Source organism: Halomonas sp. McD50-4 (assembly GCF_022348135.1).
GTDB lineage: Bacteria > Pseudomonadota > Gammaproteobacteria > Pseudomonadales > Halomonadaceae > Vreelandella > Vreelandella piezotolerans.
This window is the reverse complement of sequence record NZ_JAKRFG010000005.1, coordinates 261,107-286,626: the sequence shown is the minus strand read 5'-3', so window position 1 is coordinate 286,626 and position 25,520 is coordinate 261,107. Positions and strand designations below refer to the sequence as shown.

Annotated in this window: 25 protein-coding genes; 16 read left to right on the top strand and 9 right to left on the bottom strand. The window is 58.8% G+C overall.

All coding sequences use genetic code 11. The features are described from left to right. Positions 1 to 8: 8 nt before the first annotated feature. Positions 9 to 815, top strand: a complete 807-nt coding sequence (locus MHM85_RS08830) for a universal stress protein (RefSeq protein ID WP_139525918.1) — start codon at positions 9 to 11, stop codon at positions 813 to 815. Between the two features lie 20 nt (positions 816 to 835). Here MHM85_RS08830 and MHM85_RS08825 read toward each other — a convergent pair whose 3' ends face one another. Continuing rightward, entirely contained in the window at positions 836 to 1,738 is a 903-nt protein-coding gene (locus MHM85_RS08825; protein WP_096921917.1) for a LysR family transcriptional regulator, read from the bottom strand. Between the two features lie 174 nt (positions 1,739 to 1,912). Here MHM85_RS08825 and MHM85_RS08820 point away from each other — a divergent pair, with 174 nt between their 5' ends. Continuing rightward, the gene (locus MHM85_RS08820; RefSeq protein ID WP_139525917.1) at positions 1,913 to 2,353 is read left to right on the top strand and encodes a universal stress protein; all 441 of its coding nucleotides are present in this window, start codon (positions 1,913 to 1,915) and stop codon (positions 2,351 to 2,353) included. A gap of 128 nt (positions 2,354 to 2,481) precedes the next feature. Here the strand turns inward: MHM85_RS08820 and MHM85_RS08815 are convergent, their stop codons facing one another. The 3 genes from MHM85_RS08815 to MHM85_RS08805 are packed head-to-tail and all read right to left on the bottom strand — an operon-like array spanning position 2,482 to position 5,599. After that, complete coding sequence (locus tag MHM85_RS08815) at positions 2,482 to 3,525, bottom strand: ABC transporter substrate-binding protein (protein WP_139525916.1); 1,044 nt, start codon at positions 3,523 to 3,525, stop codon at positions 2,482 to 2,484. Continuing rightward, a complete protein-coding gene (locus tag MHM85_RS08810; RefSeq protein ID WP_139525915.1) occupies positions 3,525 to 4,934 on the bottom strand; it encodes a sensor histidine kinase in 1,410 nt (469 codons plus the stop codon). Before MHM85_RS08810 ends, MHM85_RS08815 begins: the two co-directional genes overlap by 1 nt. Then, positions 4,931 to 5,599 (bottom strand): response regulator, encoded by a 669-nt coding sequence (locus MHM85_RS08805; RefSeq protein ID WP_139525914.1) that lies wholly within the window; start codon positions 5,597 to 5,599, stop codon positions 4,931 to 4,933. The genes MHM85_RS08810 and MHM85_RS08805 overlap by 4 nt, the downstream gene beginning before the upstream one ends. A 139-nt stretch (positions 5,600 to 5,738) precedes the next feature. Here MHM85_RS08805 and MHM85_RS08800 point away from each other — a divergent pair, with 139 nt between their 5' ends. The 4 genes from MHM85_RS08800 to MHM85_RS08785 all read left to right on the top strand — a co-directional run bounded on the left by MHM85_RS08800 (position 5,739) and on the right by MHM85_RS08785 (position 9,815). Beyond that, a complete protein-coding gene (locus MHM85_RS08800) occupies positions 5,739 to 6,731 on the top strand; it encodes a tripartite tricarboxylate transporter substrate binding protein (RefSeq protein ID WP_044630600.1) in 993 nt (330 codons plus the stop codon). Further along, the gene (locus MHM85_RS08795; RefSeq protein WP_219862147.1) at positions 6,728 to 7,177 is read left to right on the top strand and encodes a tripartite tricarboxylate transporter TctB family protein; all 450 of its coding nucleotides are present in this window, start codon (positions 6,728 to 6,730) and stop codon (positions 7,175 to 7,177) included. Before MHM85_RS08800 ends, MHM85_RS08795 begins: the two co-directional genes overlap by 4 nt. Before the next feature lie 12 nt (positions 7,178 to 7,189). Beyond that, entirely contained in the window at positions 7,190 to 8,695 is a 1,506-nt protein-coding gene (locus tag MHM85_RS08790; RefSeq protein ID WP_239285737.1) for a tripartite tricarboxylate transporter permease, read from the top strand. 223 nt (positions 8,696 to 8,918) lie between these two features. Beyond that, entirely contained in the window at positions 8,919 to 9,815 is an 897-nt protein-coding gene (locus MHM85_RS08785) for a LysR family transcriptional regulator (protein ID WP_139525910.1), read from the top strand. Between the two features lie 52 nt (positions 9,816 to 9,867). Here the strand turns inward: MHM85_RS08785 and MHM85_RS08780 are convergent, their stop codons facing one another. The 3 genes from MHM85_RS08780 to MHM85_RS08770 form a co-directional block, all read right to left on the bottom strand. Beyond that, entirely contained in the window at positions 9,868 to 11,373 is a 1,506-nt protein-coding gene (locus MHM85_RS08780) for an AbgT family transporter (RefSeq protein ID WP_239285735.1), read from the bottom strand. 67 nt (positions 11,374 to 11,440) lie between these two features. Next, positions 11,441 to 12,610, bottom strand: a complete 1,170-nt coding sequence (locus MHM85_RS08775) for an amidohydrolase (protein WP_153842925.1) — start codon at positions 12,608 to 12,610, stop codon at positions 11,441 to 11,443. 45 nt (positions 12,611 to 12,655) lie between these two features. Then, entirely contained in the window at positions 12,656 to 12,868 is a 213-nt protein-coding gene (locus MHM85_RS08770) for a hypothetical protein (protein ID WP_153842926.1), read from the bottom strand. A gap of 42 nt (positions 12,869 to 12,910) precedes the next feature. Between MHM85_RS08770 and MHM85_RS08765 the strand changes: the two genes are divergently transcribed. After that, on the top strand, positions 12,911 to 14,227 hold the full coding sequence (locus MHM85_RS08765) for an MFS transporter (protein ID WP_153842927.1): 1,317 nt from the start codon (positions 12,911 to 12,913) through the stop codon (positions 14,225 to 14,227). Here the strand turns inward: MHM85_RS08765 and MHM85_RS08760 are convergent. Beyond that, positions 14,203 to 14,595 carry a DUF4149 domain-containing protein gene (locus MHM85_RS08760; protein ID WP_153842928.1) on the bottom strand — a complete coding sequence of 131 codons (393 nt, stop codon included), beginning with the start codon at positions 14,593 to 14,595 and terminating at the stop codon, positions 14,203 to 14,205. The genes MHM85_RS08765 and MHM85_RS08760 overlap by 25 nt on opposite strands. A gap of 133 nt (positions 14,596 to 14,728) precedes the next feature. Here MHM85_RS08760 and MHM85_RS08755 point away from each other — a divergent pair, with 133 nt between their 5' ends. From MHM85_RS08755 to MHM85_RS08730, 6 genes are all read left to right on the top strand, one after another. Further along, positions 14,729 to 16,492 carry an ABC transporter transmembrane domain-containing protein gene (locus MHM85_RS08755; protein ID WP_239285733.1) on the top strand — a complete coding sequence of 588 codons (1,764 nt, stop codon included), beginning with the start codon at positions 14,729 to 14,731 and terminating at the stop codon, positions 16,490 to 16,492. A 377-nt stretch (positions 16,493 to 16,869) separates the two neighbouring features. Next, positions 16,870 to 17,331, top strand: a complete 462-nt coding sequence (locus MHM85_RS08750; RefSeq protein WP_196781567.1) for a curli assembly protein CsgF — start codon at positions 16,870 to 16,872, stop codon at positions 17,329 to 17,331. 75 nt (positions 17,332 to 17,406) lie between these two features. Then, the gene (locus MHM85_RS08745) at positions 17,407 to 18,264 is read left to right on the top strand and encodes a CsgG/HfaB family protein (protein WP_153842930.1); all 858 of its coding nucleotides are present in this window, start codon (positions 17,407 to 17,409) and stop codon (positions 18,262 to 18,264) included. Between the two features lie 227 nt (positions 18,265 to 18,491). Beyond that, positions 18,492 to 19,307, top strand: a complete 816-nt coding sequence (locus tag MHM85_RS08740) for a hypothetical protein (protein ID WP_168444474.1) — start codon at positions 18,492 to 18,494, stop codon at positions 19,305 to 19,307. A 102-nt stretch (positions 19,308 to 19,409) separates the two neighbouring features. Continuing rightward, positions 19,410 to 19,991 carry a hypothetical protein gene (locus MHM85_RS08735; RefSeq protein WP_153842932.1) on the top strand — a complete coding sequence of 194 codons (582 nt, stop codon included), beginning with the start codon at positions 19,410 to 19,412 and terminating at the stop codon, positions 19,989 to 19,991. Between the two features lie 43 nt (positions 19,992 to 20,034). Further along, complete coding sequence (locus MHM85_RS08730) at positions 20,035 to 20,271, top strand: hypothetical protein (RefSeq protein ID WP_153842933.1); 237 nt, start codon at positions 20,035 to 20,037, stop codon at positions 20,269 to 20,271. Here MHM85_RS08730 and speB read toward each other — a convergent pair. Beyond that, positions 20,263 to 21,165, bottom strand: a complete 903-nt coding sequence (gene speB / locus MHM85_RS08725) for an agmatinase (protein ID WP_153843121.1) — start codon at positions 21,163 to 21,165, stop codon at positions 20,263 to 20,265. The genes MHM85_RS08730 and speB overlap by 9 nt on opposite strands. 152 nt (positions 21,166 to 21,317) lie before the next feature. Here speB and MHM85_RS08720 point away from each other — a divergent pair, with 152 nt between their 5' ends. The 3 genes from MHM85_RS08720 (at position 21,318) to MHM85_RS08710 (ending at position 25,488) form a co-directional block, all read left to right on the top strand. Beyond that, positions 21,318 to 22,241 carry a LysR family transcriptional regulator gene (locus MHM85_RS08720; RefSeq protein ID WP_239285731.1) on the top strand — a complete coding sequence of 308 codons (924 nt, stop codon included), beginning with the start codon at positions 21,318 to 21,320 and terminating at the stop codon, positions 22,239 to 22,241. Between the two features lie 216 nt (positions 22,242 to 22,457). Next, entirely contained in the window at positions 22,458 to 24,029 is a 1,572-nt protein-coding gene (locus tag MHM85_RS08715) for a Re/Si-specific NAD(P)(+) transhydrogenase subunit alpha (RefSeq protein ID WP_153842935.1), read from the top strand. A gap of 16 nt (positions 24,030 to 24,045) precedes the next feature. Continuing rightward, the gene (locus tag MHM85_RS08710; RefSeq protein ID WP_153842936.1) at positions 24,046 to 25,488 is read left to right on the top strand and encodes an NAD(P)(+) transhydrogenase (Re/Si-specific) subunit beta; all 1,443 of its coding nucleotides are present in this window, start codon (positions 24,046 to 24,048) and stop codon (positions 25,486 to 25,488) included. Positions 25,489 to 25,520: the final 32 nt, after the last annotated feature.

The following is a 25,520-nucleotide window of genomic DNA, read 5'->3' as shown; positions in this document are numbered from 1 at the left end:
GGAGAGGAATGATGAAGACGATCGTCGTGGCTATTGATGACAGTGAAGGAGCGGTGACCTCCATCGAATTTGGTCGACGCCTCGCGTCGCAGCTGGGCGTAGAGATGAAGGCCGTCTCCGTGGTGCTCGAACAAGCAGACGTCAGTTCACGTTCGGCGCTGCTAAAAGCACGCCTCAAGGCGCAACGTGTCGACGATATGGCGCTGGAAGTGATTGCTCATCACAGCGTCAAGGACTACCTGGGAGCGCTGGCCAATCGGGAGGAGGTGGGGGTATGCATGATGGCTCATGGACGTCGCCCGGTGCCGGAAATGCTGATCGGAAGCGTGACGGCTGGCGTGGTTCGGCGTTCTCGACGGCCCGTTTTTTTATGCGGACCACGTTATAGTGGTCGCGCTCACCAGCACGTCGATGTATTGGCGGTATGTGTCGATGGGTCTGCACTCTCTGAAAAAATGCTGCCCCATGCGGCCGAACTAGCCAAACGATTAGGCGCGCGCTTACAGCTGCTACAAGTACTCGATACCCCAACGTTCAACAAACCGACATCGTTGGCCCCCGCCGATGTCTCGGAGTCGGCGTATTTATCGGGGTTGGCGCGCCGCGTTGGAAAAGACCAAGCACTGGAGGTTGACTGGGAGGTGCTTCATGGCGACCCAGCGGCGTCTATCGTGAGCTACCTAGCAGATAGTCACCATACCATGCTGGCGATGACGACCCATGGCCGCAGCGGCCTTTCTCAGGTAGTGGCAGGCAGCGTCAGTCACGAGGTCGTTCATGAAGCGCCGTGCCCGGTCGTCGTGCTCCGTCCCTAGTGCGATCGATGCGTGTGAGGCTACGGATACCGTCCCGAGCGTCGGTTATCGACTAGCACATCCAAAATGGCATTGGCCGTTTGCATGACGTGAGATGGCTTTTCACCACGGCGACGGCTACAGATAACGGGGGAAGTGATACTGCTATCCGCTAAATAGACATAGGTGATGCCATCTCGCTGCACACGCTTGACTTGTTCCGGTACGAGCGTGATGCCAATGCCAGAAGCGACGAGGCTGAGTGCCGTTTGCACCTCGTTCGCTTCTTGAAAGACCTGAACCTTCAAGCCTCGCCTACGAAAAATGCCAAGTACCATGTCGGCTAAGCTCGGGCGTGGTTTGGCGGGAAAGAGAATGAGGGGGTAGCGGGCAAGCTCTTCACAGCTGGGGGTCGTTCCTTCGAGCGGGTGGCCGCTGGGTAACGCCGCGATAATGGGCTCCTCGAAAAGAATGTCCTGCTCCACATCGGGGTCGTCGATTCTGATACGGCCAAACCCCATATCGATCCGCCCGGCTTTCAAAGCCTGAATTTGCTGCACCGTCGTCAGCTCCGCTAACGATAGCTCGACATTGTCCATTTGTCTTAAATCACGCACGAGCGTGGGCAACTGCCCATAGAAAACCGAAGGCACAAAGCCAATCCCAAATAGCTGACGTTTATGGCGCGCCATATGGCGAGTAGCCTCCACCGTAACATCGACTTTTTCTAATATTTGTATGGCGTGTTGTTGAAAGAAAATGCCTGATGGGGTGAGCTGTAGGCCTCGTGAACTGCGCTCGAACAGTTCCGTGCCTACCTCTTGCTCCAACTGCTTGATCTGACGAGAAAGCGGAGGTTGCGACATATGGAGCCGCTCTGCGGCAGACGTGAAGTTTAGCTCTTCGGCAACCACGCAGAAGTATCTAAGATGGCGTAGCTCCATTATACCTCCTGGGTATGGCTTTCTGTCCGAAAGATATTGGAGAAATGCCAATGGAAATGGCATTTTCTAGCTATAATTAATCTTTCTGGCAGAGCGCTCAAAATACCTAAAAAGTATAAGCTATCAGTTTTGCTGAAGGATATTTCTCATACTTTAGTCAATGTCGGAGATGTTATGTATACCAAGATTTTGGTGCCTATCGATGGTTCTGTACACTCACAGCATGCGCTGTCCGTGGCGTGCAAATTGTCAGAGCAAAACAGTACGAAGGTTTACGTGCTGCATATTCCTGAGGTGGTTGGTAACACTACCAAGCTGATCTGGGGTGTCGGCGTGCTTGCAAGTGATGCAACGTCCGAACACTTGGCGTCAGCGGGCGAGGCACTGCTTGAAGAAGCCGAAACGTTTGCTAAAGCGAAAGGCATCCGCAATATCGAGACAATGATCGAACAAGGCAGGCCTGTCGATATCATATTGGAAGTATCAAGGCGCGAAGGCGTCGACGTGATCGTGATGGGTAGTCGCGGACTCAGTGATTTAGGCGGTATGGTCGCGGGAAGCGTATCGCATAAGGTAGGGCACTTGGCACAATGTGGCGTTATTACAGTTAGTTGAGTTGTCCGTCTGGCGCCCAACGAACCCATGGGCCGATGTCAGGTATTCAGAGAACTTTTTTATTTACCTCAAAATATGACCCGCCTTGAGTACCACCATAGCGGACGCTGGGCTTCCATTAGCAGTCATCACTGATCCCCCTCACGCCAAGAGCGGTCGAACTCACGCGCCCAGCGCGCCATGAACGCTTGGCGGCGTTGGGGATCGACGAAAGCCAGCACCGAGGCGTTGAGCGGAATGGGGTAGAGGCGGTCGCCGACTTGGTCGCGAAGGCGCTGCGCCGTATAGGGTCCTATGATGTCGGGGCGGACGCTGAACAGCGGGGTTTGTGCTGCGAGCACCCGCTGGCCATCACGGCTGAGCAGAAAGTTCATGAAGGCTTGGGCGGCGCGAGGGTTGGGCGCATCACGGTGGATGAAGCCGGTGCGCATTACCACCAAGGCGTAATCCTGGGGAACCTGAACGATCACTTCGGGATGCTCTTGGGCCCACACCATGGCGTAGGAACCCAGCAGGTTATAGCCCAGCCAGTAGCGTCCTTCCGATAGCCCTTCGAGCATCGTTCGGGTATTGGGAGCGAGGTGCGCATCGTTTGCGCCAAGCGCGGTGACCAGGTCCCAAAATCGCTCGGTATAGCGCGCATCTTGCTGAAAGAGCGTGTAGCCGATCCCGCTCTCGGACGGCGAATAGGTGGTGACCCTGCCTTGCAACGTATCGCGCTGGGTCTCCAGTAGGCGCTGTAAATCCGCATGGGTGTGCGGCGGCAGCATATGGCGCGCTAGATCGAGCCGGTAGGCCATGACGATCGGCTCGAAGGTAAACCCAAACACCTCATTACGCCATTTCGCCCATTCGGGCCACTCGTTGGCCAGCTCGGAGTCCAGCCGTTGGGCGTAGCCTTGATTGATGCGGTTCATCTGCCAAGGCATGGCGGAGCTGATCACCACATCGGGCGGCGGGTCGGCCGCCACGACTAAGCGGTCCACTTCCAAGGTGCTCCTGTCACGGTAGCTCAGCTCGATGCCCGGGTGGGCCTGCTCGAAAGTGGCCAGCAGCGGTGCGACCACCTGCCGATCCAAGGCGGCTTCGACCACGAGTGGCGTGACGGCCAGGCTGGGCAAGGACGCGAGCGAGCCCCCTATCAGTAACGCCACTACCCATACACGCTGCATCACGCTAGCTCCTCTAACGGTTGAACTGACGGTTGAAAGTGCACCTCGATGCGTAGCCCTTGGGGGAGGCGCTCTTTGATCTCGAGCGTGGCCGCGTGGCGCTGTGCAATGTTATCCACAATGGCAAGGCCCAATCCCGAGCCGTGAGTATCCTGGCGTCCGCCGCGCTCGAAGGGTTGCCGCAGTCGATGGCGAACCTCGGCGTCCACCCCAGGGCCATTGTCGTCGATGTACAGCACGAGCCCATCGTCGTTGGCGTAAAGGCCTAGCGTGATTTCGCTGCCCGGCGGCGTATAGCGCAGCGCGTTATCGATGAGATTACCCAGCAGTTCGCGCAGCGCCCAGGCTTGCCCCTGCACGACCATCGGCTCACTAGGCAGCTCTGCGAGCCCAAGATCATGCTGAGCCGCCATGTCGCGCTGGGCCCACTCGAGCACGCTGTCGCGGAGCAGCGCCCCCAGGTCGAGCGGCTGACTCTCTTCTGCCTCCTCCATGTGACGAAGTCGCGCCAGGCTGAGCAGCTGTCCGGCTAGACGGCTGGTACGCTGGGCACCCTCGTGGACATCGACAAGCGCCTGATACCACACGTCGGGAGCATGACTCTGCAGCGCCAGTTCGCTGGTGCTTTGTAGGCCGGCCAGCGGCGTTTTGAGCTGATGGCTGGCGTCGGCCGTAAAGCGGAGTAAATTGTCGCGACTCTTGCGCTGTCGGCTGAACAGAGTATCCAATGCCTCGACCATCTCGCGCAGCTCTTCCGGAACCTGCATATCGAGGGGGCGCATGTCGTCGGCCTGACGTTGGCGCAGACGATGGCGTAGCTGGCGCATCGGGGTTAGCGCCACGCGCATCGCCAGCAGCATCAAGAGAGCGGCCAGCAGCACCATGGCGACGAAGCGGAGGATCGCGCGCTCGAAGAGTTCATGGGTCAAGACGCGTCGACCTTCGGTCGTATGACCGACCCATATCTGTACCGGGTCCTGAATGTCCCAGCCAGCCGAGTCGTATTCACGCCCATGCAGCCGCCACCGCGTGCCAGCCTGGGTCGTGTCCCGCCAAATCGGGGCGTCCGCTGCCGCGGCCTGATCGGCCTCGGGAATGACGATGTCGAGGTTATACGAAATGCGTCGCCCATCGTGATCGAGCACGGTGTAGAAAACCCGCTCCTGATGGGCGGTGGCGAGAATCTGCAGCGCAGCGAGGGGAATGCTGACGACAGGGTCGCGGCCTTCCCACTGAATCGCATCGGCCACCGTCAGCGCGGCGGCGGCCAGCTGGCTATCGAAAGCGCGTTCGGCGGCACGCTGAGAGGCGCCATAGGCCTCCATCAAGAGCAGTGCCCCTAGCCCCGAGACCATGACCAGCAGCCAAATCGCCAAACGCGCCTTCAACGAACCTACGACCTGGGTCACGTCGGCGCTTCCTCGAGCCGATAGCCGAGGCCACGAAACGTGCGGATGTGCAAACCGCTGCCCTGAAGGCGCTTACGTAACCGGCTAACGTACACCTCCAGTGCATTAGAGCCGACATCACCAAAGCTGAACACGCGACTTTCCAGCATCTCCCGTGGGGCAATACTGCCAGCGTGCAGCAAGAGCCCTTCGAGCAGGCGTCGCTCGCGGCGGGGCAGGGCAAGCGTGACCCCGTCGAGTGTGGCCGTGCCCGCCATTGGGTCGAGGCACAGCGGTCCTAGCATCAGACGATTATCGCTGCGCTGCTGGCTGCGGCGCAGCAGTGCGCGTACGCGCGCTTCGAGCTCCGCCAATGAAAACGGCTTGGCCAGGTAGTCGTCGGCGCCTAGATCAAGCCCCTTGACGCGATCTTCGATGCCGTCTCTGGCCGTCAGGATCAGTACGGGGGTTTTATCGCCACGCTCACGTAACTCGCTCAGCAGCTCCAGCCCGTTGCCATCGGGCAGGCCCAAATCAAGCAGCAGGAGATCGAAGCGGTCATGGCGGAGCGCCGCACGTGCATCCTTTAGCCGTGAGAAGGCGTCGACGCTATTGCCCAGCGGAGATAACGCGTGATCCAGCGAGCGGGCGATCATCGGATCGTCTTCGACGATGATTAGACGCATATGACTAAAGTCTCAGGAGGTGATCAAGTAAATGACAGGTTGATGAAAGGTTGCCTGCCTAACATGGCGCTGGTCATTCCAGTATGAACGGGTTCGGGCTTTCCTGCTCCCGCGTACCATAAAACAATAGGAGTTCGTCATGAAGCTCAACGCTACGCTACGCCACGCCTCTCGTCTCGCCCTGATGAGTAGTGCTCTGCTGATGGGCCAGGCACACGCTCAAGCCATCCCCGACGCGACCGAGTGTATCGCACCTGCCAAACCCGGCGGTGGCTACGATTTGACGTGTCGCTTGGCGGCGAACGGCCTGCAAGAGACGGCCTTGATCAGTCGTCCCATGATGGTGAGCTACATGCCCGGCGGCATCGGGGCGGTGGCGTATAACCATGTCAACGGCGTGCGCACGGATGACCCCGGTCTTATCGTGGCGGCCAGCACCGGTGCGGCGGTGAACCTGGCGCTGGGCAAGTTTGGCGAGTACGACGCCGATGAAGTGCGCTGGCTAGGGGCCTTGGGCGTTGATTACGGCGCGATCGTCGTCAGCGCCGATGCGCCCTGGCAGAACCTTGGCGACCTCATGGCGGACCTGAAAGAGAACCCGAACGAGATTGCTTTCGGTGCCGGTGGCACCGTGGGTAGCCAGGACTGGATGAAGGCAGCGCTGATTGCGAAATCCGGCGATATGTCGCCTAGAGACCTGCGCTACGTGGCCTTCGAGGGCGGTGGTGAGGCGCTGGCCGCCTTGTTAGGTAACCATATTCAGGTGTTCACCGGTGATCTGTCCGAACTGAGGTCACAGCTCGAGGGCGGCACCATCCGCGTGTTGGCGGCGCTCTCCGAAGAGCGTATGGAGGGGCCCTATGCAGAGATTCCGACCGCTGCCGAACAGGGCTATGACGTGGAGTGGCCCATCTGGCGGGGGTACTACATGGGGCCAGAGGTCAGTGATGAAGCGTACCAGGCGTGGGTGGAGCGCATGCAGCAACTGGCGGAAGACCCGGTCTTCGCCGAGCTGCGTGAGGCGCGAGGTTTGTTCCCCATGGCGCGGTTCGGTGACGACTTCGATCGCTACGTCCAAGAACAGGTCGCTGAGTTCCAAGGTTTAGCCGCAGAAGTAGGTCTGACCCAATGAGAACCTCCGCCGACCGAATGCTGGGTATTGCGCTCATAGGTCTGGCGGCGTTCATCGCCGTCCAGGCCATGCAGCTAAAAACCACCTTTAGCTACGAACCCGTGGGTCCCAAGGCCTTTCCGATCGTGCTCGCCATCGTGTTGGCACTGCTCGCACTGGTCATGGTCTTTAGGCCGGGGCCGGATGGGGAATGGCCCCATAAAACGTTGGCCCTTCGGCTACTCCTGGTACTGGCGCTGCTGTTGGCCTATGCCGTGCTGTTCACGCAACTGGGATTCATCGTCTCATCGCTACTGGCGGTCACGGCGCTGGCAAGGCTATTCGGCGCCTCTTGGGTGAAAGCCCTGATGACCGGCGTCCTCATGTCGGTGGTCGGTTATTTTCTGTTCACCACTGCTCTCGGGATCAGCCTGCCCACCGGCTACTGGTTCGCCTCCTTTCTTTAACGGGTTGCTACGATGTTCGATTTCCTTATCGAGGGGTTTGGCGTTGCGCTAACCCCACTCAATCTAGGCTTGGCGTTGCTGGGTGCCCTGCTGGGCACGCTGTTTGGCGCCTTGCCAGGCATTGGCCCCATCAACGGCATTGCGATTCTCATGCCGCTGGCCTACACGCTAGGGTTACCCGCCGAGTCTTCATTGATCTTACTGGCCGCGGTCTACACCGGCGCCGAATACGGCGGCCGCATGTCGAGTATTTTGCTCAACGTCCCGGGTGACGCCGGTGCGGTGATGACTACCTTGGATGGCTTTCCGCTGGCGCAGCGAGGGCTGGCAGGCCCAGCGCTGGGGTTGTCCGCCGTGAGCTCCTTCATTGGCGCGACCATTGCCATTCTAGGGTTGACGCTCTTTGCGCCGCTGCTGGCCAAGGTGGCCGTGCTGTTCGGCCCGGCAGAGTTTTTTGCCCTCATGGTCTTCGCGTTTTCGTCCATGTCGGTGATGATGGGCAAAGACCCCATCAAAACGGCGATTGGCGCCGTCCTCGGCATTCTGATTGGCACCGTCGGCATCGACTCGGGCAGCGGTGTACTGCGTTACACCTTCGGTATGCCCGAGCTTTACGACGGGATCGATTTCGTCGTGATGATCATCGGCTTATTCGCCATTAGTGAAATTCTGCTGATGCTGGAGCACTCGCAGCGTCAGGGTGACGACGGCGAGCTGCCGGTGCTGGGGCGCGTTTTCGTCCGTCTCAAAGAGGTGTTGTGGTGTAAAGGAGCCATCATCCGCTCGGGATTGATCGGCTTCATCATCGGCGTGCTGCCGGGCACCGGCGCGTCGGTGGCAGGGGCCGTCTCTTACACCACGGAAAAGCGCCTCTCCGATAAAGATAACACCTTCGGCACCGGCGACATGCGCGGGCTGGCAGCGCCGGAATCGGCCAACAATGCTGCGGCGGTAGGTTCGTTCGTACCCATGCTGACCTTGGGCATCCCGGGGTCGGGTACGACGGCGGTCCTGCTCGGTGCGCTGATGCTCTACAACATCACGCCGGGCCCGATGATGTTTACCGAACGTCCTGAAGTGGCCGGAGGGCTGATCGCGTCTCTGTACATTGGCAACATCGTCTTGCTGATGCTCAACCTGCCACTGGCCGGTGTCTTCGCTCGGGTGCTGACCATTCCGCGTTGGGTGCTCGTGCCCGCCATTGCCATTTTGGCGTTCGTTGGGGTGTATCAGCTTCACTCCGACCTCTTCGCCATCTATTTGATGCTGTTGATCGGCGTGTTTGGCTATCTGCTGCGTAAGCTGGGTTTCTCGTTGGCTCCCGTCATCCTGGGCTACGTGCTGGGCGGACTGATGGAGCAGAACCTGCGCCGTGCCCTCTCCATTAGCGGTGGCGACGTCGGGATCCTATGGCAATCGGGCATTTCCTTAGGGCTCTGGGTGGCCGCGGTGCTGCTACTGGTGCTGCCCTGGTGGATACCCAAACTGCTGGCCGCGCGTCAACCTAGCACCCGCTAACGCAGTGCTCGTTTGACAGCCTTTCTCGCCCTGGGCCGTGTCGCGGTGCCAGGGCGATCGTTATTACACATGCATAGACTGGCTCGGCAAGCACGCTACATGACGCGCCCAGCCGTTTTTTATCCCCATGGCCTTCATCGAATTGACCGTTCGCGCGCAACCGCTAGGATGTTCGTCAATCGTTAGCACGCTTTGAGTGCACCACGCTCTGGATGAAGCCTCCATGACCCTACTCGACAAACGCGCCTTCTATCTCTTGGAGGTCAGCAGCTGCGGCGGTATTCGCGCGGCGGCGGAGCATTTGCATACCAACCCGTCGGTGGTGAGCCGGCAGATCCGCTCGTTGGAGCAGGCGCTGGGCATGGCACTGCTGGAGCGTCAGGGGCGGCATGTCATGCTCACTGAGGCGGGTCAGCTGGTGGTGGATGGCTTTTTGGCCCAGCGGCGGCTGAACTCTGAGCTGGGCGATACGCTGTCGCGGCTACGTAACTTGCAGGCCGGGAAAGTGGTGGTGTCGGTGGGCGATGGCTTTGTGGATAGCTTTATCAACCATGTGATGAAGCGGGTCTCTGAGCACTACCCAGATGTGCTTATCGAGATCAAAACCGGCATTTACTACCCTCGCGAACCCCATGAGATGGTGGCCAACGACGAGGTCGACATTGCCATCACCTATGGACCGATCTCCGACCCACGCTTGGTGGTGCACTCGTTTGAAAGGGGGCCGCTGTGTGCGCTCGTGGCACCTTCCCATGCGTTGGCCAACCATGAGCGGGTGAGCGTGGCGGAACTGCTGCAGCATAAGCTAATTTTTCTGCCCGACGTGTCGGGCTCTCAGCAGTTCGTGAATGCGCTATTGGGCGCGGCGGGGCAGCCTGCCACCCCCGCATACCGCTGTAATTTGCACTCCGTCTCGCGGCGTATGGCGAGCGCGGGGATTGGGGTGTCGTTCATGACGGCGGCCGCTGCACGCAGCGAGATCGAGGCGGGGCTGTTGAAGGCGATCCCGATCGATCACCCCATGGCGGCCAGCAGCCAGGGCAACTTGGTCAAGCGTGTCGGCAGAAGGCTCTCGCCCGCTGCCGACTATTTATGGAAGCTAATGATGGCGATGCAGTAGCGTTAGGCTCTGTCTGAAAATTGCCTGCGCTCACCAACTTTTCATATTGACCCTAGCTCGCCATCATGTAAACACCGGGGCCAATCGGCCAACCCATCATCAGCCAGAACATCAGAAACGCCGACCACGCCAGCAAGAAGCCCATGGCAAGGGGCAGCATGGTGGCGATCAGCGTGCCCAGACCCATGTCCGGTTTGTAGCGCTGCATGTACACCAGTGCTACCGAAAAGTAGGGGCTCATGGGCGAAATGATGTTGGTGCTGGAATCCCCAATACGGAACATCGCCAGCACGAAGGCGGGGTCGAAGTCGATCATCATCAGCATGGGCACGAACACCGGGGCCATGAGCGCCCACTGCGCCGAGCCGCTGGTCATGAAGACGTTCAGCACCGCGCTCATGGCGATGAACGCCCCCACGAGGGGAAGTCCTGTAAAGCCGGTGCTTTGCAGCACGTTCGAACCTTCGATGGCAATGAACTGGCCAAGCTCCGACCAGCGGAAGTAGGCAATGAACTGCGAAATCGCGAAGAACAGCACCAGAGTAGGGGCGAGGTCGCTGGCCGATTCCGCCATACGCTGGGGCACGTCGCGGCTGCGGGTAATCTTGCCGGTGGTGATGCCGTACACCAACCCAATGGTGACGAAGTAGATAAACATCAGCGGCACGAGCGAGCGCAGAAACGGCGAAGGAATCAAACCGCCGTCCTCGTTGCGCAGCGGCGAGGCTTCGGGCAGCACTACCAGCAGCACCAGGGCAATGTAGGCCAGCGTTGCCAGTCCTACGCGCTTGAGGCCGCGCTTTTCGACTTCCGTCAGCGTCGGCGTGACCACCTCGGTTTTGAAATCTTTACCCATGGGGAGCGTGCGCTGCAGCCGCGGCTCCACCACTTTATCGACCAGCAGGGTGCCGACGGCCGCTAGCACGAAGACCGAGCAGGCCACGAAGTAGTAGTTATCCACGGGCGAAATGTAGGCATCTGGATCCACCAGCCGAGCAGCATCGGTCGTGATACCCGCAAACAGCGCATCGCCCACGGTAATGAACAGGCTGGCATCAAACCCAGCCCCGGCGGCTGCGTAAGCAGCGGCGGCCCCCGCCACGGGATGCCTGCCCACTGAGTAGTAGACCATCGCGGCCAGCGGGATCAGGATGAGGTAGTTGGCATCGGAAGCAATGCTGCCGCAAATACCCGCCATAAATACGCAAAACGTCAGCAGCGAGGGCGGCGCTTTGGCGACGCTCACCTGCATCAGCGTGGACATCAGACCTACTTTATCGGCCAGCCCAATGCCGAACATCACCACCAAAATCAGCCCCAGCGGCGGGAAGTTGACGAAGTTACTGACCACGCTGGTCAGCATGAACTCCACACCATCCGCCGAGAGCAGGCTGCGAACGGTCACTTCAGCCTCGGTTTGTGGGTTGATCGCCGAGACGCCTAGCGCCGCTAACATGGCGGAAATGACCACCACCAGCGCGGCCAAGATCGCGAATAGGATAAACGGGTGCGGCAGCTTGTTGCCTACCCGTTCGATGGATGCGAGAACACCTTGCATGACAGTTTCCTTATTTTAAGCCTTGTTGTTGAACGTTGTTAGGCCACGTGCGTGGCGGCGAGCGCTGTTAGTCGCGCTTGAGCAGTGAGGTGGCGAGCGCCACGAACATGCCGCCTGCAACGGGCAGAATGGCATCGTTGAAGTCGTAGCGTTCGTTGTGCAGATAGGCGCTGTCGCCGTTCCCCACAAAGAAGAAACACCCCGGTACTTCTTGCAGGTAGAACGCAAAATCCTCGGCGCCCATGGTGGGCATGTAGTCCAACTGCTGAATATCGGCGCTGACGCCGTGCTCGGCGGCAATCGCCAGCACGCGTTCTGACCAAGCGGCGTCGTTCACGAGCGGAGGGATCTGGTGCTGATGCTCTAGTTGGAAGCGCGCGCCGTGGGCGGAACACACCCCGTTCACGACCTGTTCCAGCTTGCCGACCAGCGCGGCGCGGGAGCTTTCCCGGTCGCTGCGGATGTTGACCAGCAGCTCTGCTTGGCCTGGAATCACGTTGGCGGCGCCGCCAGCATGAAACGCCGCGACGGTAATCACGCCTGCTTCCAACGGTGATTTATGGCGGCCCACCAGCCCTTGCAGCTGCTGAACGAGAGACGCGCCAACATAGATCGGGTCGACTGCTAAATGCGGCATGGCTGCGTGGCCGGAGACGCCTTCAATGGTGATTTTGAAGGTGTCGTTACCGCCCATGGCGGAGCCTGGTTTGACGAACAGCTGCCCTTCGGGAAAGCCAGGGCGGTTGTGGTAGCCAAAAATCGCGTCTACCTGCGGGTTTTGGAGCACGCCCGCTTTGACCATCTTATCGGCCCCGTTTCCACCCTCTTCTCCTGGCTGAAACAGCAGTTTGATGTAGCCGCAGAGCTGATCGCGCTGGGCGATAATCGCTTCAGCGGCGAGCAGCAGCGTCGCTGTGTGTCCATCGTGGCCGCAGGCGTGCATCAGCCCTTCTCGTTGGGAGCGGTGCGCAAAGCCGTTGGCTTCTTTGATCGGCAGCGCATCCATATCGGCCCGAAAGGCAATCACAGGGCCTTTACGGCCGGTGTCCAGCTCGGCCAGTACGCCGGTGGTAGCAATGCCTTCGGTGACCTTATAGCCCAGTGACGTCAGCCGTTCGGCCACCCGTTTGGCCGTGTCGGTTTCCTCGAATTTGAGCTCTGGATGCTGGTGAAGTTGATGGCGCACGGCCACCGCGTCTTCAATTTGTGGCTGGGTGAAAAAGGGGGATGAATGCATGTCCTGTCCTTGCCGTTGTCTGTGTCGTTGTGGGCATCGGTAACGCTAAGCGACTTGGCGGGCAGGAACGAGTGCCAAAAGAGATGTGTTTGTTGCTTTCAAAGCAACGATGTTCGCAGGGGAGGCGCTGATGAATGTCGGAGATGGGAATTCGAACAAAACGTAGTATTGGGTGTGATTAAGCGAGCTAAGCATGGTTTTATTCAATGAAGGAAGGCATGCATTGCTCATCACGCGTGTTGCCTGCACGATGCCCATGGACATTACCTTTAGGCGAAGCGCGGCGGCGGAGTGCAGTGTATGAAAACCTTATCGAACATGGGCTTTGCTCTCTTTGGTGCTGCGCTGGTGGCGATCAGTTACGGGCTGGCACGTTTCGCCTTTGGTCTCTTTGTGCCCTCCATCAGTACGGAGCTGTCGATCACGCCCGCGATGATCGGCGTCATTGGGGCGTTGCCCTTTTTGAGCTTTGTGCTGGCCACGCTGATGGCGCCCATGGCGGCCGACTGGTTAGGCGCTCGATATCTAGCCATGCTCTCCGGAACGCTGGGCGTGGCTGGCCTAGCGGTGATTAGTCAGGCCGGTAGTGCCTCGCTGCTCGGCGTAGGGGTATTTATCTGCGGGGTGTGCACGGGCTTGATGATGCCTGCGCTAACGGCAGCCATGCAGGCCTTGGTGAGTCGTACCATGCATGGGCGCGTCAGTTCGATCATGAATGCGGGGACGAGTATCGGTATCATCGTGGCGGTGCCGACCGTCGTATTTCTTTCGGATGCATGGCGCGTGACGTATGCCGCCTTTGCCGTTCTTGCAGGCCTGGGCGTGTTAGCGGCTTGGCTCTTCATTCCTTCGGTCTCTCGTGTGGTGCCCGCCGACGCTGCACCACCGGAGCCTCTCTCGCGCCAGCAGTGGTCTCGCCTGGTACGCCTGGCACTCTTTGCATTTGCCATGGGCTTCGTGGCAGCGCCGTACTGGCTGTTTGCACCAGATCTTCTGGTGTCGTTGGGCGGCTTATCGGGGCACTTGACCGGCTGGCTATGGTTTGCCGCAGGCGTGGCAGGTTTGGGAGGCGCCGTGGTGAGCGATCTAGCCGATCGCAATAACCCACCGATTACCCAAGCGCTGATGCTGATGATGCTCTCAGCGAGCTTGGTGCTGCTGGCCGCTAGCCCCAATCAGCTGGGCTTGGCCATGTTCTCTGCGCTGATATTCGGCGGGGCCTATATGAGTCTGACAGGGCTTTACCTGATGACCGGTATTCGTCTCTTGCCAGGTCGGCTTTCCCTAGGGCCTGTTTTGCCGTTCATGGCGTGTGCGTTAGGCCAAGCCATTGGATCACCCGTGATAGGGGCTTTGGTCGACCAACTAGGCTACGCGAATGCGTTTTCGCTCTTTTGCGTGGCGGGCGTGTTCATTGCGCTTTTGTCGCCTCTTTATCCTGGCCATATCGATTACTTGACCGAAGAGACGCCCGCGCTACTAGACAGCGAGGAGGACACGGGGCTTCAAGCCGCTTACGATCAGCAGCTGCTCGATGAAAATGGCGAGCCTTACGAGGAGAGCGTGACCACCGAGCCCGGTGATACCAGCGCTCAAACGAACCTCGCCAATACGTAGCCACTGAGCGCGATGTGTGCCAGGCCAATGGCCACCGATAGCCCGTGAAGTCGCTTGAAGCGTGCATGCTGGCCTGAGTCAGTGGCGCGATTGATGGCAGGCATGAGCGCTTGCCGTGTAGGTATCACCGACAGCGCAATGGTCGCCATGAGAATCGACGACACATAGTCGATACGCCACATCAGTAGGGCCGTTAACATGGAGACGACGAGCACGAACAGATAAAAAGGAGGAAAAGCGCGTCGAAGTGTGGCCCTGGCGGTGTCGTTCGGCAAAACGGACAGCAAAAAGGCCGCCAAGCCAAAGGAGAACAGGCTCATTCCGCCAAATAAAATAGCCGTTAGCCAAAGCGATACGAGGTTCAGCATGGCTCTTTCCTCCTGTATTTAGTACACCACTGTTGCTTGATTATCTTTTCGTATAATTAATGTACAGCATGGCGGGCGCGTACGCTATCCAGACAACGCTAACGGCTGCCGATCACAGAGACCCTGACCGCTTATGTCTTCACCCGCCAATCGACGCACGCTTCTTCGGCTGCTGCACTTTTTGCGCCCTTACCGGCTGCGCGTAGCGCTGGCGGGGTGTGCGCTACTCATTGCGTCGGGCAGCGTGCTGCTGCTGGGGCATGGGCTGAAACGCGTCATCGACCAAGGCTTTTTGGCGGCCGATGCTCAGGCGCTTGCCACGACGCTAGGGCTAATGCTCGGTGTCGTGGCACTGCTGGCGGCCGCCTCGGCGCTACGCTATTACCAAGTGACCTGGATCGGTGAGCGCCTAGCGGCAGATCTGCGCCAGCACGTGTTCGAGCATCTACTGACGTTGGAACCCAGCTTTTTCGAAAGCGCTCACGACGGGCGTGCCGCCGGTGACATTGCCTCGCGGCTCACGGCGGATACGAGCGTGCTGCAGAGCCTGTTTGGCTCGTCGATTTCCTTGGCGCTACGCAATGGCGTCATGCTGGTCGGTGCGGTCGTGCTGATGCTGCTGACTCAGCCCTGGCTCTCGGCGCTGGTGCTGGTAGGTATTCCTGCGACGCTACTGCCCATCGTCTGGTACGGCCGACGGGTGCGGCAGCTATCGCGTACTAGCCAAAACCACGTGGCGGAATTGGGGCGCTACGCCGACGAGGTGCTCAGCGGCCTGCAAACCGTGCAAGCCTTCACCCACGAAACGTCGGAACGACGCTACTACGGCCAGCGCGTCGAGCGAGCTTTTGGTAGCGCCGTGGCGCGTACCCGCCAGCGGGCGTGGCTAACCGGGGTGGCCATGCTGGTGGTGTTCAGCGCTGTAGGCGTGATGCTGTGGCAAGGCGGTCTTTCGGTGCTGGAAGGGAGCATGAGCGCAGGAGAGCTGTCCGCGTTTATCTTTTATGCCGTGCTGGCTGCGGGGGCCGTCGCGACATTGGCGGAGGTGGCAGGGGATGTGCAGCGGGCGGCTGGGGCGGCCGAGCGCTTGCTGGAGTTACTCGATACGCCCCCCACCATCAGGTCGCCGACGCAGCCAGTAACGTTAGCTCAGCCACTGCAAGGGGCGCTAACGCTAGCGAAGGTTCGCTTCACGTACCCTGGCCGCGAGCTGCCTGCCTTGGACGCGATCGATCTGCATATTCATCCCGGCGAGCGGGTCGCGGTGGTGGGGCCTTCCGGAGCGGGAAAAAGCACGCTGCTGGCGCTGCTGCTGCGTTTTTACGATCCGGACCAAGGACAGGTCATGCTAGACGGGGTCGATATTCGCACCCTGGCGCTTGGTGAGCTGCGCGGCGCGCTGGGGCTGGTGGCCCAGTCACCGGTGCTGTTCAGTGTCACGGTGGCGGATAACCTGCGCTACGGCTGCCCAGAAGCCACCGAGCCACAGCTTCGGCAAGCCGCGCAGGATGCCAACGCATTAGCGTTCATCGAGGCGCTGCCACAAGGGTTCGACACGCCGCTGGGGCCGGGTGGGGTGCAGCTCTCGGGCGGACAGCGCCAACGGCTGGCCATTGCCCGCGCATTGTTGAAAGATCCCGCGATACTGCTGCTGGACGAAGCCACCAGCGCGCTGGACGCCGAAAGCGAACGGCTGGTGCAGAAAGCCCTCGACCGTTTGATGCAGGGGCGAACCAGCATCGTGATTGCCCACCGTTTGGCCACTGTGGTGCATGCGGATCGAATCCTCGTGTTTCAAGAAGGACGGCTAGTGGCATCAGGCACGCATGCGACGCTGATGGAGCACAGCGATCTTTATCGCCATTTGGCAGCGCTGCAGTTTAGTCAACTGAATTAAATAGTCACGGGTAGAGTGTATGCAATACTTGGCTGTACGTTTAGGTGACTAGGCGCGTCATGTTGACATATTGTTTTTCTGGTTATTCAGGCTTTTTTCCGTGTGGCTAAAATGCACGGCTAGAATAGTAAGTTAACCTTATAGTTAAAATCCTCAAAATAACCAAAATCAACATAGCAAAACAAAGATGCAGAAGCGCTTCTAGATGTTATGGGAGTGGGTGGATATTTTTTAGTTATTTGTTGCATGGTTGTTTTGAAGGCTCTCTATTAATAATAACGTCATCATTATGTGAAGCATTGATGCTGCTTCGATTATCTCATGATGTTGTTGTACTAGAGGTTAGTGTAAAAACCGACGAACTATAGGGGGCTTATGTGAACGTTAAATGTACAAAAAGGTTCAACAGGCGGCTTGCTTGGCTTATTTTCTTAGGTGCTGTGAGCAGTGTTTGGGGAGTAAGCGCTAAAAGCTCTGATTATGTATATCGCCCTAATAACCCCTCCTTCGGTGGCGATGCGTTCAATTCAGCCCACCTGATTGGCCTGGCCGAACGACAGAATAAACACAAAGAGACCGGCTCATCGGCAGCCTCTCGGTATAGCAATAGCCCTGCAGACCAGTTCGTACGTCAACTCCAGAGTCGCATGCTGAGCAGTCTTTCACAGCAAGTTAATGAAGCCATTTTTGGTGAGAACGCTGCTGAAGAGGGCCGCATTGTTTTCGGTGAGCAGGTGATTTCCTTCAGTCGTGGCCTCGAGGGCGTTCATCTTGTGATCGAGAACACCACAGATGGCAGCCAAACGGAAGTGACCGTTCCAACACTACAAGTGCAGTAATGATAAAAAGCAGCAGCGCCCAGTGAGCCGCTTGGCGGCCTTGATTATTCAGCCAAGTACGAACAGGACGTCGACATGACGAAATTGCCACTGACACCAAATCTCATGCTGGTATTGGCGCTGACCGTTGCACTTGCCGGGTGTGCCTCTCCACAACGTTTGCAGCCCTTCACTCCTGAGACTCGTACGACGCCAAGTTTGGCCACACTTCCGCTTCCACCTGAGCCCGTTGTCGCTGCTGTTTATGATTTTCCTGATATGACCGGGCAGCATCGCGAAACGGAAGCCGGGGCGCCCCACTATTCAAAGGCAGTTTCCCAAGGCGGGGCGGCAGTCCTCATTCGCGCTCTCCAGGACGCAGGCGGGGGTAGGTGGTTTAGGGTGTTAGAGCGTAACCGGCTTTCCAGTGTGCTAACTGAGCGGCAGATTATTCGAGACCAGCGGCAAAGCTTTGCGGATGCAAACGGTAACCCGCTCCCTCCGCCATCTCCGCTGCTCTATGCGGGCGTCATTTTAGAGGGCGGCATTATCGGTTACGACACCAATACGCTGACCGGCGGAGCAGGCGCACGCTTTCTCGGTATTGGCGCGAGTTCTAGATACCGTGAGGACGTGATCACTGTGTTTCTACGAGCGATTAGTAGTCAAACCGGTGAAGTATGGAGAACGGTGGTGGCCTCAAAACGCATTTATTCGGTACAAGCTCAAGGCGATGTATTTCGCTTCGTGGATGCCGATGAAATTCTCGAATTGGAAGCCGGCTTTTCTCGTAACGAACCACGTTTAGTCGCCCTGCGTGAGGCGGTTGAGCAAGCCGTCCATGCCATGATTATGGAGGGCTCTGAACGGGGGCTATGGAGTTTCGCTAACGCGGCAGAGGGGGCGGCAGCCCTGGCCGCCTATCGTGATAGGCAAGGCGAGTTGGTGCAATAAGTTCTAAGGCCCAACAAGTAACGCTATGGCTAGCATGGCCATGTAAAGGTGATGGCTCGGCTCACCTCTGGCGGTCTCGCAACAGGCAGTCAACAAACCGCTGGAGCTAAAGAATTGGGCGTGACGGACCACCTTGGCGGGATGTACCCCGTCACACCCAGGCTGGTTGCGGCATAGGCCGTAACCAAATCCAAGTCCCAAGGGACACTACAATGGTGAGGTGTATCATGAAATTTAACAAGTCACTAATGGCAGCCAGCATCGCAGCAGCCTTCACCGCGGTTTCAGGTGCGGCTTTTGCAGATGACAACCTCGCTGACATTATGCAGCAAGGTAATCTCAACACCGCAGATCAACAGCAAGACGGTAACGCAAACGTAGCGGACATTGAACAGATAGGCTCTGGTGCGGCTGCCTCCTTCAATAATACGGCTGAACAAGACCAGATAGGCGATAGTAATGATGCGTCTATCCAACAAAATAGTGATGCGACTGGCTTTTTGACAGGCGCAATCACCTCCTTCAATACGGCCACGCAATCGCAAACGGGTAACGATAACGATGCGATGATTGAGCAGAACTCCAGCGCAGAAGGAGCTTTCACTTTGGCTGTGACGTCACTTAATACCGCTGGGCAAACTCAGGTTGGTGATTCCAATATGGCCAGCATTACTCAGGTGAGCGATGCCGGGTGGTTCGTCCCTGACGTTACGTATGGTAATACGGCTACGCAAGAACAAGTGGGCGACTGGAATGAGGCAACGGCTGACCAGGCGGGCTATGGGAACGTGTCAGAGCAGTACCAGCAAGGTGACAGCAACGTCTCGACCGTTATGCAGGATGGTCTCGATAACTCGGCTTACGTAAGTCAGTATGGCGACGGTAATACAGCCACTGTAGGCCAAGAGGGTTCTTACCACGTGGCGACGCTCACACAAACGGGCAATGGCAACACTGGCTCTATTTCTCAGTATCAATCCAGCAATACCGCGACGATGATGCAAACGGGCAATAACAATACGGGTACTCAAGTACAGTATTAAAAGACGCAAAAAGGCGGTGGCAATATCGCATTCGCCACTACGGGAGGGGCTCATGTTCCTCCCGTAGCGTAGCGCGGAGGTTGTTGGGTGAGGAGAGTGCCGATGAGCCCCAAGACACAGATGATAGCCAGTACACTCCTTTTTATTATGGCAAGTGTCGTGGCGCAGGCCGATACCCATCTGGCATATATCGAACAGGTCGGAGACAACCATAATGCCCGGATGATACAGGAAGGCACTGGCTTGAAGGCATCGCTCTACCAAGAGGGTGATAGCAGTCGTGCACAGTTCCAACAGCTAGGCGACCATCATACGATTCTTGGTCTTGATGATGGCCCAGCTTTACAGTCTGGATATGCGAATTGGATGCTAATTGACCAAACAGGGGAGCGTAATCAAGCTTTTGTAAGTCAACAAGGCTTGGAAAACGCGATGTCGCTTACTCAGCATGGTAATGACAACCTAACAGCGGTTGGGCAGTTTGGTAATTTCAATACAGCGGATATACAACAATATGGCAACAGCAACACTGCGAACCTGCAGCAGACGGGTAACGCAAACCACACCAACATCATCCAAATGGGAGAGAGTAGGCTACAGCTTAGCCAAGAAGGAGGGCATCATATCCCTGAAATCGTACAGCATGCGAGCGACGTTATCGTACAACAGTGGTCTGCATATTAAACGCACATACTCACGCCCAACATAACGAAAAGAGACGAACGCAGTGCCATCACCGAATCGGCAACGCGGCGTGTGGCTGGGGCTCTGTTTAGGGCTGTTGGGATTGATCGTCATTGGCAGTATGTGGACGAGCGGCACGGCAGCGCTGCCGCACGTGCTGGCAGCGCTGACCGTGTTGATTCCGCTCACCCTGTTTGGCGTCGTTTTGAAAAGCCCCTGGCCCGCCGTCGGGGCGCTCGCGCTGCTGCTGGTCATCGACGTGACCCTGCGCTTAGGCTGACTTGGACGCTGCCAGCGTATAGAGAAACTCCAAGCCCAGCGTCGCGGCGGCCAGCGAGGTAATGTCGCCGTGGTCGTAGGCCGGGTTAACTTCCACGAGATCCATGCCCACCAGCTCCATCCCCACCATACCGCGCATCACTTTCAGCATCAGGTCGGTGGACATGCCGCCGCATACCGGCGTGCCGGTGCCCGGTGCGAAGGCGGGGTCTAGGCCGTCGATATCCAGCGTGACATACGCCGGGTGGTGACCCACTCGCGCACGAATGCGCTCCAGCACCGCCGCCGGGCCGTGGTCGTTGACCCAATCGGCATCCAGCACTTCGTAGGGGTGGTTGCTCCGGTCATAGCTGGTACGAATACCGATTTGCAGCGAGTGCTCCGGCACGACCAAGCCTTCTTTGAGGGCATGGTGGAAAATGGTGCCGTGATCGAAGCGCGTGCCTTGCTCGTAGGTGTCGGTGTGGGCATCAAAGTGAATCAATGCCAGCGGGCCGTGCTCGCGGGCGTGAGCGCGCAGCAGCGGCAGGCTGATGTAGTGGTCGCCGCCCAGCGTCAACATTTTCTTGCCCGCTTTCAACCAGCGCATGGCGTGGCTTTCCAGGTTATCCACCAGGCTTTCCGGTTCACCGTAGGCGTAGTCCAGGTTACCGGCATCGCATACCCGCAGGCGATCTTCCAACGCGAAATCCCACGGCCAGCGCTTGCCTTCCCAAATCAGGTTGGCGGTGCTTTGGCGAATGGCGTTCGGCCCCATACGGGTGCCGGAACGGCCGGAGCATGCGAGGTCGAACGGCACGCCGCTGACCACCACCTCGGCATCGGTGGCGTTCGGGTCGGTGGCTTTGGGTACGCCCATGAACGTGGAGATAACATCACCAAACAGGCTGGGCATGATCTGCGCTGGGGTCACCTAATGGGTTCTCCTATCGTCGTGTGTCTGGAAAAGGTGGTGGGCTCGAAGAAGCGCGACGATAAGGAATTTTTCGCGATGAATGAAATGAATGTTTAGAATGAAATCATTCATCATATGAATAGTGAGGCGCTATGCGGTCGCTCCGCCATTTTGACCTGAACTTGCTGCTGGTCTTCGAGATGCTCATGCGCGAGCGCCACGTCACCCGTGCCGCCGAAAAGCTCCATCTCAGCCAGCCCGCGCTCAGCCATGCGCTGAAGCGCCTGAGAGAAGCGCTCGACGATCCGCTGTTGGTGCGCACCGAGCAGGGCCTGCAGCCGACGCCCCGCGCCATGGCGCTGCTGCCGGTGGTGCAGCAGGCGCTGGCGGCGCTGCAAGCGGGCTTGGCTCCACCCGCCACGTTCGCGCCCGACACCAGCACCCGGCGCTTTACGCTGGCGACCACCGACTACTTCGAAGAGGTCATGTATCCGGCGTTTCTTAGCCAGCTGTTGGGCTATGCGCCCGGCATCAGTTTTTACATCGAGCTGATTACGCCGGAGGTGCTGAGTGAGGCGTTAGAGCAGCGCCAGGTGGATATGGTGGTTGGCTTGGACAGCCAGTCATCGCTGCCCAATGGCGTGGTGCAAACGCCCTGGATGCACGAAGAGCTGGTGTGTCTGGCGGCCCAGCACAACCCTCACGTGGGGGACGCGCTGGCGCTGGAGGCATTTGCCCGCCAGCTCCACGTCGAGCTCGCCGACATCAGCGGCCTGTTGCCCAGCCGTATCGAAAACTGCCTGGCTGAGCACGGGCTGACGCGTCGCGTGATTTCGAAGAACCTCAATTACATCGCCGCCGCACGGGTCGTCGCGCTGACCGATGCGATCATCACCTTGCCGCGCCAAATAGCCGAGCGCTTCGTCGCTATGCTGCCCGTGCGCATGGTGGCGCCGCCGGACGAGCTTCCCGAATTGACCATGACGCTGATCCAGCACACCCTCTACGCCAACGCGCCTGCCAACGTCTGGCTTTACCAGGAGCTCACGGCGTTTGCGAAGAATGCCAGTCGTTAATTCATGGCGCTGTTTCGATATCAATATGTTGTAGAAATACAACTCAGTTGAAGCAAAGGTTGAATGGCCACTGGCAGGCTTGGCGTTAGATCCTAAACTGCTAGCTGGCGCGTTTTTTTGCGCCGCAACGAATTAAAGCAGCGCTCCATGATGCTAGCGATGATTGGCTAGGAGAGGGGCGGGCGCTGGACGCGGGACAACCAAGGGAGAAAGCGTGTGAAAATAGGCGCACCAAAAGAGAGTGCCCGGGGAGAAGCGCGGGTCGCGCTGACCCCTGAGAGCGCAAAGCATCTTCAAAATTTGGGCCATGAGTGCCTCATCGAAACGGGGGCTGGCCTAGCCGCGGGATTCAATGACGACACCTATCGTGACGCTGGCGTGACCGTGATCGAGAGCGCCGACGCGCTGTGGCGCGACGCTGAAGTGGTCATCAAGGTTCGCGAACCCTCTGATGAAGAGGCCAAGCGGCTGCGCGAAGGTCAAACGCTGATCGCCTTTTTCTGGCCCGCGCAAAACGAAGCGCTGCTGGAAGCCTGCAAAGCCCAGGGGGCCACCGTGATCGCCATGGACATGGTGCCGCGTATCTCTCGGGCGCAGAAAATGGATGCGCTGTCGTCCATGGCCAACATTGCGGGCTACCGCGCGGTGATCGAGGCGGGCAATAACTTTGGCCGTTTCTTTACCGGCCAAGTGACCGCCGCCGGCAAAGTACCGCCCGCCAAAGTGTTAGTGATCGGTGCTGGGGTGGCGGGCTTGGCGGCGATTGGCACGGCGACGAGTCTGGGGGCCGTGGTGCGCGCCTTCGACGTACGGCCCGAGGTCTCCGAGCAGATCGAGTCCATGGGCGCCGAGTTCCTGTTCCTCGATTTCGAAGATAGCCAGGATGGTTCCGAAAGCGGGGGCTATGCGGCACCTTCGAGCCCTGAATTCCGCGAGAAGCAGCTGGAATGCTTCCGCGAGCAGGCCCCGGACGTGGATATCGTCATCACCACGGCGCTGATTCCCGGTAAGCCTGCGCCCAAGCTGTGGCTGGAAGACATGGTCGCGGCCATGAAGCCCGGTTCGGTGATCGTCGATTTGGCCGCCGAGAAGGGCGGTAACTGCGACCTGACTCAGCCTGACGAGCGCGTAGTGAGCGATAACGGCGTGGTGGTGATCGGCTACACCGACTTCCCCTCGCGCATGGCGACGCAAGCCTCACTGCTTTACGCTACCAACATTCGCCACATGCTCACCGATCTCACCCCCGAGAAAGACGGCGTGATCCACCACGACATGGACGACGACGTGATTCGGGGGGCCACGGTGACGCACCAAGGCGAGATTACTTTCCCACCGCCGCCGCCGAAGGTGAAAGCTATCGGCGCGGCCAAGCCGAAGAAAAAAGAGAAAGAGCCAACGCCCGAAGAGAAAAAGGCCGCCGAGCTTGCCGAATTCAAAGCGCAAACTAAGCGTCAGGTGAGCCTGCTGGCGATAGGCGGTGCGCTGATGCTGCTGCTCGGCTGGGTCGCCCCGGCCTCGTTCATGCAGCACTTCATCGTCTTCGTGCTGGCCTGCTTCATCGGCTTCCAGGTGATTTGGAAAGTGAGCCACTCGCTACATACGCCGCTGATGGCGGTGACCAACGCGATATCCGGCATCATCATCTTGGGGGCGATTCTGCAAATTGGCTCCGGCAGCGCGGTCGTTAGCGTGCTGGCGGGTATTTCCGTACTGATCGCGTCGATCAATATCGTGGGTGGCTTCCTGGTGACACGCCGGATGCTGGCCATGTTCCAAAAATCCTAAGCGGCGGAGAGACGATATGTTAGAGCAAGGATTCGTATCTGCCGCAGCGATTGCGGCCAGCGTGCTGTTCATTTTGTCGCTGGGCGGCTTGAGTAATCAGGAAAAGGCCAAGCGCGCCGTGTGGTACGGCATCGTCGGTATGGCGGTCGCGGTGTTTTTCACCGCGTTTGGCCCCGGTATCGGCGGCTACTGGTGGCTGATTCCGATGATGCTGATTGGCGCAGCCATTGGTGCTTACGTAGCGGGCAAGGTCGAGATGACCGAAATGCCCCAGCTCGTGGCCGCGCTGCACAGTTTCGTAGGCTTGGCAGCGGTCTTCGTTGCCTGGAGCGCAGACCTGGAACGCCGCCGGGTGATGGCAGCTCGTGCCGCTGAGGCGTCGCTGGACCAGTTCTCCGCTTTTGCGGCGCTGGTGGCCACCAAGGCCCCCGACGAGCTGATGTTCCTGCAAATCGAGGTGGTGCTGGGCATCTTCATTGGCGCGGTGACGTTCACCGGCTCGGTCATTGCCTTCGGCAAGCTGGCGGGCAAGGTAGACGGTAAACCCAAGCAACTGCCCGGCGGCCACATGCTGAATGCGGGTGCCGCAGTACTATCGCTGCTGCTGGCGATTCTCTACCTCAACGGCGCAGGCTTCTGGACGCTGCTGGTGATTGCGGCGCTGGCGTTCTTCATTGGGTATCACCTGATCATGGGCATCGGCGGAGCCGATATGCCGGTGGTGGTCTCCATGTTGAACAGCTACTCCGGCTGGGCGGCGGCGGCGATTGGTTTCACGCTTTCCAACGACCTGTTGATCGTGACCGGTGCGCTGGTGGGCTCCTCCGGGGCGATTCTCTCTTACATCATGTGTAAGGCGATGAACCGCAATTTCGTCAGCGTGATTCTAGGTGGTTTTGGGGGGGCTCAAGGGCCTGCCGCGGAAATCGAAGGCGAGCAGGTCTCCATCGACGCCAATGGCGTCGCTACCGCACTGAACGACGCCGATAGCATCATCATCGTACCGGGCTACGGCATGGCGGTGGCGCAGGCGCAAACCGCGGTCAGCGATCTCGTTCGCAAGCTGCGCGCGGCGGGTAAGACCGTACGTTTCGGTATCCACCCGGTGGCTGGGCGCTTGCCGGGGCATATGAACGTGCTGTTGGCGGAAGCCAAGGTGCCCTACGATATCGTGCTGGAAATGGACGAGATCAACGACGATTTCGCCACGACCGACGTGGTCATCGTCATCGGCTCCAACGACATCGTGAACCCTGCCGCCGAAGAGGACCCCAACAGCCCCATCGCGGGCATGCCGGTGCTCAAAGTGTGGGAAGCGAAGCAGGTCTTCGTCAGCAAACGTGGTCAAGGCACCGGCTATTCGGGTATCGAGAACCCGCTGTTCTTCAAGGAGAACACCCGGATGTTCTACGGTGATGCTCGCGAAAGCCTGAATGCGCTGCTACCACTGGTGGATTGAGCCTGTAAGTACGGACGTGTAGGACTCGACGA

Excerpts from the sequence above, each read along its gene's own strand:
- MHM85_RS08830 (WP_139525918.1), top strand. The coding sequence starts at position 9 with ATGATGAAGACGATCGTCGTGGCTATTGATGACAGTGAAGGAGCGGTG.
- MHM85_RS08825 (WP_096921917.1), bottom strand. The coding sequence starts at position 1,738 with ATGGAGCTACGCCATCTTAGATACTTCTGCGTGGTTGCCGAAGAGCTA.
- MHM85_RS08820 (WP_139525917.1), top strand. The coding sequence starts at position 1,913 with ATGTATACCAAGATTTTGGTGCCTATCGATGGTTCTGTACACTCACAG.
- MHM85_RS08815 (WP_139525916.1), bottom strand. The coding sequence starts at position 3,525 with ATGCAGCGTGTATGGGTAGTGGCGTTACTGATAGGGGGCTCGCTCGCG.
- MHM85_RS08805 (WP_139525914.1), bottom strand. The coding sequence starts at position 5,599 with ATGCGTCTAATCATCGTCGAAGACGATCCGATGATCGCCCGCTCGCTG.
- MHM85_RS08800 (WP_044630600.1), top strand. The coding sequence starts at position 5,739 with ATGAAGCTCAACGCTACGCTACGCCACGCCTCTCGTCTCGCCCTGATG.
- MHM85_RS08795 (WP_219862147.1), top strand. The coding sequence starts at position 6,728 with ATGAGAACCTCCGCCGACCGAATGCTGGGTATTGCGCTCATAGGTCTG.
- MHM85_RS08790 (WP_239285737.1), top strand. The coding sequence starts at position 7,190 with ATGTTCGATTTCCTTATCGAGGGGTTTGGCGTTGCGCTAACCCCACTC.
- MHM85_RS08785 (WP_139525910.1), top strand. The coding sequence starts at position 8,919 with ATGACCCTACTCGACAAACGCGCCTTCTATCTCTTGGAGGTCAGCAGC.
- MHM85_RS08780 (WP_239285735.1), bottom strand. The coding sequence starts at position 11,373 with ATGCAAGGTGTTCTCGCATCCATCGAACGGGTAGGCAACAAGCTGCCG.
- MHM85_RS08775 (WP_153842925.1), bottom strand. The coding sequence starts at position 12,610 with ATGCATTCATCCCCCTTTTTCACCCAGCCACAAATTGAAGACGCGGTG.
- MHM85_RS08770 (WP_153842926.1), bottom strand. The coding sequence starts at position 12,868 with ATGGGCATCGTGCAGGCAACACGCGTGATGAGCAATGCATGCCTTCCT.
- MHM85_RS08765 (WP_153842927.1), top strand. The coding sequence starts at position 12,911 with ATGAAAACCTTATCGAACATGGGCTTTGCTCTCTTTGGTGCTGCGCTG.
- MHM85_RS08760 (WP_153842928.1), bottom strand. The coding sequence starts at position 14,595 with ATGCTGAACCTCGTATCGCTTTGGCTAACGGCTATTTTATTTGGCGGA.
- MHM85_RS08755 (WP_239285733.1), top strand. The coding sequence starts at position 14,729 with ATGTCTTCACCCGCCAATCGACGCACGCTTCTTCGGCTGCTGCACTTT.
- MHM85_RS08745 (WP_153842930.1), top strand. The coding sequence starts at position 17,407 with ATGACGAAATTGCCACTGACACCAAATCTCATGCTGGTATTGGCGCTG.
- MHM85_RS08740 (WP_168444474.1), top strand. The coding sequence starts at position 18,492 with ATGAAATTTAACAAGTCACTAATGGCAGCCAGCATCGCAGCAGCCTTC.
- MHM85_RS08735 (WP_153842932.1), top strand. The coding sequence starts at position 19,410 with ATGAGCCCCAAGACACAGATGATAGCCAGTACACTCCTTTTTATTATG.
- speB (WP_153843121.1), bottom strand. The coding sequence starts at position 21,165 with ATGCCCAGCCTGTTTGGTGATGTTATCTCCACGTTCATGGGCGTACCC.
- MHM85_RS08720 (WP_239285731.1), top strand. The coding sequence starts at position 21,318 with ATGCGGTCGCTCCGCCATTTTGACCTGAACTTGCTGCTGGTCTTCGAG.
- MHM85_RS08710 (WP_153842936.1), top strand. The coding sequence starts at position 24,046 with ATGTTAGAGCAAGGATTCGTATCTGCCGCAGCGATTGCGGCCAGCGTG.